Raw genomic sequence first — 6,702 nt, 5'->3', positions numbered from 1 at the left:
GAGAATGAAATTAGTGGCAGGATTTATAAATTGGCAAGTTAATCGCTAAATTTACATTTTCGAAAGAGGTCTAATATCTGCATCGCCTACATCGCCATTTTCATACATATAGGCAAGTGAGTTCATTGCTTCCAAATGACCTTTATCGGCTGCTTTTTTGTACCATTCAAAGGCTTTTTCATAATCTTGCTCAATGCCATTGCCTTCATAATAACCATCACCAATGGTATTCTGGGCTTCAGCATCACCTGCTTGTGCTTTTTTTAATGTGGCTTCGCTATATGAGCCATATTGATATTCGTATGCATAAATATGTGTGCTACTGGTTGCGAGTAATGCAGCGAAAAGCACAGAGAATAATTGTTGTTTCATCATTGAATCTAAAGTATGTAGTGGAAAGTATGACCATCTTAACAAAAAATAATCGAGTTATAAAATATTTTTGCAAAAAATAATTTTAAAAATTAACAAGGTTTAATTTTTTTCATATGATAAGGTAAATCAATGCTCACAGCATAAAAATATGCATCAATCCCCAAGCAATCAACCCCAAAATTGAAATCAAAAATAAAGACAACCAAAATCGGCTAGTGAATAGTTTTAAATCGTACATAATCATTTACCTATTTTGATTGTCAGAAAGCTGAAAGGTCATTTAAATGATTTAAAAACTTGGTTTAACCACCACCAAAATCACACAAGCCAATAAGATTAATGTCGGCATTTCATTAAAAAAACGCCAAAATTTATGGCTTTTATAATGGGCATTTTCAATCAGTTTTTTGCGGTAATAACCACAAACCAAATGATAAATCACCAATAAACCCACCAGTGCTACTTTGATATAAAACCAAGCTGCTTGGTGATAACCTTGAATCGCATCGCCCCAATCTACTAAAAAATGCGCAGTAATTAAGGTCGCAATCATTGCAGGCCACATGATACCCCGATATAACTTGCGTTCCATGACTTGGAAACGCTGATGGGCTTTGACATCATCAGCATCGGTCATCGCATGGTATACAAATAGTCGAGGGAGATAGAACAATGCGGCGAACCAGCAGACCACCGCAATGATATGAAACGCTTTAACCCATAAGAAGGATTCGGGGAGAGAGGTCATTCACCATTCCACTTTTTAAACACGAGGCAAGCATTAACGCCGCCAAAACCAAAACTGTTACTCATAATAGTATCCAGTTTTGCATCGCGTTTTTCAAGTACAATATCGACACCAGCCGTTCCTTCATCTAATTCAGTGACGTTGATGTTTGGTGCAATAAAATCATTTTGCATCATCAACATACAATAAATGGCTTCTTGTACACCTGCTGCACCCAAACTATGCCCAGTCATAGATTTGGTCGAACTGACTGGTGGTACATTGCCCACACCAAAAGCACGCTCCATGGCTTTTAGCTCAGTCACGTCACCAGCAGGGGTAGATGTACCATGCGTATTGACATAATCAATCTTTTCTACACCATGCTGTTTTGCTTCGTCTAATGCCATTAAGATACAACGCGTTGCACCTTCACCGCTCGGTGCAACCATGTCTGCACCATCACTATTTGCGGCATAAGCGACTATTTCTGCCAAAATTTTTGCACCACGAGCTTGGGCATGTTCTAGGCTTTCAAGCACCACAAAACCACCACCGCCAGCAATCACAAATCCATCACGGTCTTTAGAATAAGGGCGAGAGGCTTGTTCTGGCGTGTCATTGTATTTTGAGCTTAATGCACCCATGGCATCAAACAGTAAACTTTGTGACCAATGGTCTTCTTCACCACCACCAGCAAGCATCAAATCTTGTTTGCCTAGTTGGATAAGATTATACGCATAACCAATCGCATCGGCTGACGTTGCACAGGCACTGGTAATGGAATGTGCTACACCTTGTAAACCAAAAGCGACGCCCAGATTGGCAGTAATGGTATTACTCATATTACGTGGTACAAAGAAAGGACCAACTTTGCGTGCACCTTTCTCTGCCAATAGTTTAGACATTTCTATAACGGATGCGGTCGAATTACCACCACTACCACCTGCGATACCATAACGTGGATTGCCTGCCAATTGTTCTTTGCTTAAGCCAGCGTGTTCTACAGCTGCTGATGCTGCGTTATAAGCATACATCGCACAAACACCCATAAAACGTTTTAATTTACGGTCAATATGCTCAAAGTCTTGCACTGCTGCGGCACTAACATGACTCTTAAAGTTAAGTTCGGCATAAGTCGCGTTGTGACGTGTACCCGAAATACCATTTTGTAAGCTATGTAATACTTCATCCAAAGTATTGCCAATACATGAGTTGATGCCCATGCCTGTAATCACTACACGACGTGTCATGTCGAACTTCCTAATTATATAAACATTGTTATTATTTAAACGTGTTTAATGTTTTGGTGCAATGGCAAAAATGATTAGATTTTTATTGAAAACTACTATGCATACCAAAGCCCAGTCATTTCGTGATAAATACTGCCAAAGTTTGCAAAAAGTTCGATAAGCTAAGTGATTAGTAGGGTAATTTTTTTGATAATCTTATCATTTTACCGTTATAATATACGCTTTTTCGACGTATGGGCAAACTCTGCATTGCTTACGCTTTTGTCTTTTTATTGTCACGAAACCCTGCGGGTAACTTAATCTACTATGACTATGACCTCACTCAGCGATCGCTTATTTGCCTTTCGCCATAAACCCATCAATGCTTATGTCATGATGGCGATTGTGGCGGCTTTTTTACTTGTGACTGCCAATCTCAGTTTTTTTAAGCAACTTTTGAAAGTCTATCCTTTTACAGAGCATTTGGCTTTTTTCATCTCCAGTATCTTTGTATTGGGTGGGGTATTGCTACTGTTAATCGTGTTGCTCAGTTATCGCTTTACGCTTAAGGCAGTGTTGGTACTGCTGATTTTGATTGCGGCTGCGACCAGTTATTTTACTGATACTTATGGTACGGTATATGATACCACCATGTTGCAAAATGCCTTACAAACCGATACGGCTGAAAGTAAGGATTTGATGAATGCGGTATTTTTGCTTCGATTATTTTTTTTGGGGCTTGTGCCGAGTATTTGGGTGATTAGCCAAAAAGTGGTTTTTCCACCGCTCAAGAAAAGCCTATTGCAACGGATGTTAACTTGGTTAGTCAGTTTATTGATTGTTGGCGTACCAATTGGGCTTTTGAGTAAGCAATATGCCAGCTTTTTCCGAGAGCATAAGCCGATTCGTTTTTATACCAATCCCATCACACCTGTGTATGCAATGGGCAAGCTTGCCAGTATTGAGTATAAAAAAGCTACTGCACCGAAAGAGATGATAGCCCATGCTAGCGATGCGGCACAAACCACATTACCGAGCAATCGTAAGCCAAAATTGATGGTGATGGTCGTCGGTGAAACTGCACGTGCTGACCATAGTTCACTAAATGGTTACCCACGTGAAACCATGCCTCAGCTTGCTAAGCTACAAGGTGCTGGGCTGACTAACTTTAGTCAAGTCATGTCTTGTGGTACGTCAACTGCCTATTCCGTTCCTTGTATGTTTAGTTATCTTGGTGAAAAAGACTATGACGTAGACACTGCTCAATACCAAGAAAATGTCATTGATACCTTACATCGCCTTGGTGTGAACGTGCTCTGGCGTGATAACAATTCTGACTCAAAAGGTGTGATGAATAGATTGCCTGCTGAGCAGTATGATGATTACAAAGTTGCCCCAACCAATACGGTATGTAACACCAATCCTTATAACGAGTGTCGAGATGTGGGTATGCTCGTTGGGTTGGATGACTATGTCAAAAACCATCAAGGCAAAGATGTGCTGATCGTATTACACCAAATGGGTAACCACGGTCCTGCGTACTATAAACGTTATGATGCTGAATTTGCCAAATTTACCACTGTTTGCGAAAGCAATGAACTTGCCAAATGTGATCATCAGGCACTCATCAATGCCTTTGATAATGCTTTCCTTGCCACAGATGACTTTTTGGCTAAAACAGTTGGCTGGCTAAAACAGTATGATGACAGCCATCAAGTTGCTATGCTGTATGCTTCTGACCATGGTGAAAGTTTAGGTGAAAAAGGAATATATCTACACGGTATGCCTAAAGCCATCGCACCAATCGAACAACGTCATATCAGTGCAGTGATGTGGGTTGGCAAAAATTCGGGCATTCAAACCGTGGATGGAAATAAACCTTTGACGCACGATGCCATCACCCCAACATTGCTTTCTCTATTTGATGTGCACAGTACTGCTATTGAAGGCAAGGCGAAGTTTATCCAATGATTGCCACGTCCACTGATTATCGTCCGCCTGTGCGACAATGGTGTATCGAGATGCTGACTGCTTTATTTTTAGCAGTCATCGCCACTGCATGGTTGGAGCATAGCTCGATTGATCTTGCCATCAGCCAATGGTTTTATATGGATGACGGTCAGTGGTGGATTGCCAAAGATGCTCGCTTGCCTGATTGGGTATTTTACACTGGACCTAAGCGGTTACTTATTCTATTAGAAGTGTATTTAATCTTGGCTTATGTTTATCGGTGGTACGCTGATCGTCAGCCTAAAACCGTAGTATTATCGGCTCAGCGATGCTTCAGCCCAGTCGCAATACTGAGTAAAAGGGAGCTAGGTTATCTTGCTATCACCATGCTGATGATACCTACTGTCATCGCTAGCCTAAAAAGCGTGACGCACGTGGCTTGCCCTGCATATCTAACGCTATTCGGCGGTGATATGCCATATTTGCCATTATTGGAAAGTATGGCTCAAAAAATCCCTGCAAAATGTTTTCCTGCTGCTCACGCTAGCTCAGGTTTTGCCTTGTACGCATTGGCTTTTTTACCCAGTCTAACTAATCATCGTTGGAAAATCATCGCATCAGTGACCCTATTTGCATGGTTGATGGGTGGCTATAAAATGGCTATCGGTGATCACTTTTTTAGCCATACGTTAGTATCAATGTTACTGGCATGGGCGATGTCGGCATTTGCAGCAATATGCGGGTTTCGTCGCTATCGTAACTAAGGTTGCATTCATGACATCACAATACCCAGCGTCAAACCATAAGGCATTTTTAATGCGTGATGGCGTAACGCCTAGTTGTGTACATTTGCCTGCACAAAGTAACTTCATCACGCTATTGGATTTTTTAATTGCAAAATTTCCACATATTCAAGCTAGCGAGTGGCAACAACGCTTTCATGACGGCTTAGTTATGTCAGAAAATGGAAATGTACTCAGCGTAGATAGCCCTTATCTTACAAATCAAAAAGTTTATTATTATCGCCATTTGACACAAGAAATTGTTGTGCCTTTTTCACATCAGATTATTTTTGAAAATCAAGATCTATTGGTGGTGGATAAACCGCATTTTTTGCCCGTGACACCGACAGGACAATATGTACAACAAACCTTATTAACACGTTTAAAAAAACAATTTAACTTGCCTGATTTAACACCCATTCATCGTTTGGATAAAGATACTGCGGGCTTGATTTTATTTAGTAAAACCGTCTCATCTCGTGCGTTATATCAACAGCTTTTCGCCCAAAAACAAGTGCAAAAAATCTATTATGCTATTGCACCATATCGTGAAAATATTTTATTTCCGCAGCATTTAAAGTTACATCTTGAGCGTGGTGAGCCATTTTATACTATGCAAATTCATCCTGATAAAATAGCCAATAGTGAAACTCAAATTGAGCTGATTGCAAGGCAAGGTGAGTGGGGGAAATATCAACTTAAACCGATTACTGGAAAAATGCACCAATTGCGTGTGCATATGAATTATTTAGGTTTGCCCTTAAAAAATGATGAGCTATATCCGCAAATTTGTCATCGTGCGGACGTTGATTTTTCTTCACCATTACAGCTGTTGGCAAAGTCTATCCAGTTTGTTGATCCGATTACAGGGCAAGATTTTTATTTTGAAAGTGAAAAAGAATTGTTGTTTTAAAAAATAAACGCGTTAAGTCAGCCGTGTTACAGGTTACTGAGCACGGCGTCTCTAATTATTGCTTATCCAATGTGCAATATCCTTAACCTGCACCACCTGTTACATTAACTTTGGTGATTTTTAGACCAGTCAGCGTGCGTTTGATTTCGATTGCATTTTTGGTATGAGATTGAATAGTATGTCCCATAACTGTCTGTGAACCCGTCATTTCATAATCTGCTTTGGCATTCTGCCACGGGAAGCGACTATTTATTTTTACATTGTCAAAGGTCCAATTTACATCAGATTGCATAACTACAGCAGCAGCCTGATTTTGACGGATAAAACCACACAACTCATCCTTACCACCTTCGACTTCCCAGTGTCCGCCTGGTGCCTGTAAGTTCATATTGACTTCAACGTCATCACTATAATATTCACAAGCCGCAACAGGGTCTTGCATAGATTTCATTTCAGCTTGTTCGATAAAGTCTTTTACATGACCATTTGACATGAGATAATAACTTTGTGCCATATATAACAAAACGATAACGATCAAAAATTTTAAAGCGTTCATTGCTATTCCTTCGAATAAAAAAGCATGCAAACAAAAAAAATAGGACTTACGCAAAACCGTAATTTTTTTGCATAAGGGGAATAAACTATAGTAGGGCGTGTTGACAATTAACGCAAATTGATTATTGTTGCAGCCAGATAGATATTAGCAGCAAAAGATTCATCGGT

Annotated in this window: 7 protein-coding genes; 3 read left to right on the top strand and 4 right to left on the bottom strand. The window is 40.1% G+C overall.

Translation table 11 applies throughout. From position 1 onward, the window contains the following. Nucleotides 1–51 precede the first annotated feature (51 nt). The 3 genes from ACEYX7_RS10185 to ACEYX7_RS10175 all read right to left on the bottom strand — a co-directional run bounded on the left by ACEYX7_RS10185 (nucleotide 52) and on the right by ACEYX7_RS10175 (nucleotide 2,355). Nucleotides 52–372: a tetratricopeptide repeat protein gene (locus ACEYX7_RS10185; RefSeq protein ID WP_374900538.1), complete on the bottom strand. Its 321-nt coding sequence runs from the start codon at nucleotides 370–372 to the stop codon at nucleotides 52–54. Between the two features lie 292 nt (nucleotides 373–664). Further along, the gene (gene hemJ, locus ACEYX7_RS10180) at nucleotides 665–1,123 is read right to left on the bottom strand and encodes a protoporphyrinogen oxidase HemJ (protein ID WP_374807020.1); all 459 of its coding nucleotides are present in this window, start codon (nucleotides 1,121–1,123) and stop codon (nucleotides 665–667) included. Further along, nucleotides 1,120–2,355: a beta-ketoacyl synthase N-terminal-like domain-containing protein gene (locus tag ACEYX7_RS10175; protein WP_374900537.1), complete on the bottom strand. Its 1,236-nt coding sequence runs from the start codon at nucleotides 2,353–2,355 to the stop codon at nucleotides 1,120–1,122. The genes hemJ and ACEYX7_RS10175 overlap by 4 nt, the downstream gene beginning before the upstream one ends. A 312-nt stretch (nucleotides 2,356–2,667) precedes the next feature. Here ACEYX7_RS10175 and ACEYX7_RS10170 point away from each other — a divergent pair, with 312 nt between their 5' ends. From ACEYX7_RS10170 to ACEYX7_RS10160, 3 genes are read left to right on the top strand one after another with little or no spacing between them, the layout of a single operon-like run. Then, nucleotides 2,668–4,305 carry a phosphoethanolamine transferase gene (locus ACEYX7_RS10170; protein WP_374804514.1) on the top strand — a complete coding sequence of 546 codons (1,638 nt, stop codon included), beginning with the start codon at nucleotides 2,668–2,670 and terminating at the stop codon, nucleotides 4,303–4,305. After that, nucleotides 4,302–5,048, top strand: coding sequence for a PAP2 family lipid A phosphatase (locus ACEYX7_RS10165; RefSeq protein ID WP_374804480.1), 747 nt, complete (start codon nucleotides 4,302–4,304; stop codon nucleotides 5,046–5,048). The genes ACEYX7_RS10170 and ACEYX7_RS10165 overlap by 4 nt, the downstream gene beginning before the upstream one ends. 10 nt (nucleotides 5,049–5,058) lie before the next feature. Further along, nucleotides 5,059–5,979: a pseudouridine synthase gene (locus ACEYX7_RS10160; protein WP_374804478.1), complete on the top strand. Its 921-nt coding sequence runs from the start codon at nucleotides 5,059–5,061 to the stop codon at nucleotides 5,977–5,979. Nucleotides 5,980–6,061: 82 nt separating this feature from the next. Here ACEYX7_RS10160 and ACEYX7_RS10155 read toward each other — a convergent pair whose 3' ends face one another. Further along, nucleotides 6,062–6,535, bottom strand: coding sequence for a hypothetical protein (locus ACEYX7_RS10155; RefSeq protein WP_374804476.1), 474 nt, complete (start codon nucleotides 6,533–6,535; stop codon nucleotides 6,062–6,064). Nucleotides 6,536–6,702 lie beyond the last annotated feature (167 nt).

Origin of the sequence: Hubeiibacter jixunmingi (assembly GCF_041928215.1) — a bacterium.
Lineage (GTDB): Bacteria > Pseudomonadota > Gammaproteobacteria > Pseudomonadales > Moraxellaceae > Acinetobacter.
The sequence above is the reverse complement of the archived record's forward strand: the minus strand, read 5'-3'. Positions and strand labels throughout refer to the sequence as shown.

What these genes read in the sequence shown, in the direction of transcription:
- ACEYX7_RS10185 (WP_374900538.1), bottom strand. Translation starts at nt 372, where the DNA reads ATGAAACAACAATTATTCTCTGTGCTTTTCGCTGCATTACTCGCAACC.
- hemJ (WP_374807020.1), bottom strand. Translation starts at nt 1,123, where the DNA reads ATGACCTCTCTCCCCGAATCCTTCTTATGGGTTAAAGCGTTTCATATC.
- ACEYX7_RS10175 (WP_374900537.1), bottom strand. Translation starts at nt 2,355, where the DNA reads ATGACACGTCGTGTAGTGATTACAGGCATGGGCATCAACTCATGTATT.
- ACEYX7_RS10170 (WP_374804514.1), top strand. Translation starts at nt 2,668, where the DNA reads ATGACCTCACTCAGCGATCGCTTATTTGCCTTTCGCCATAAACCCATC.
- ACEYX7_RS10165 (WP_374804480.1), top strand. Translation starts at nt 4,302, where the DNA reads ATGATTGCCACGTCCACTGATTATCGTCCGCCTGTGCGACAATGGTGT.
- ACEYX7_RS10160 (WP_374804478.1), top strand. Translation starts at nt 5,059, where the DNA reads ATGACATCACAATACCCAGCGTCAAACCATAAGGCATTTTTAATGCGT.
- ACEYX7_RS10155 (WP_374804476.1), bottom strand. Translation starts at nt 6,535, where the DNA reads ATGAACGCTTTAAAATTTTTGATCGTTATCGTTTTGTTATATATGGCA.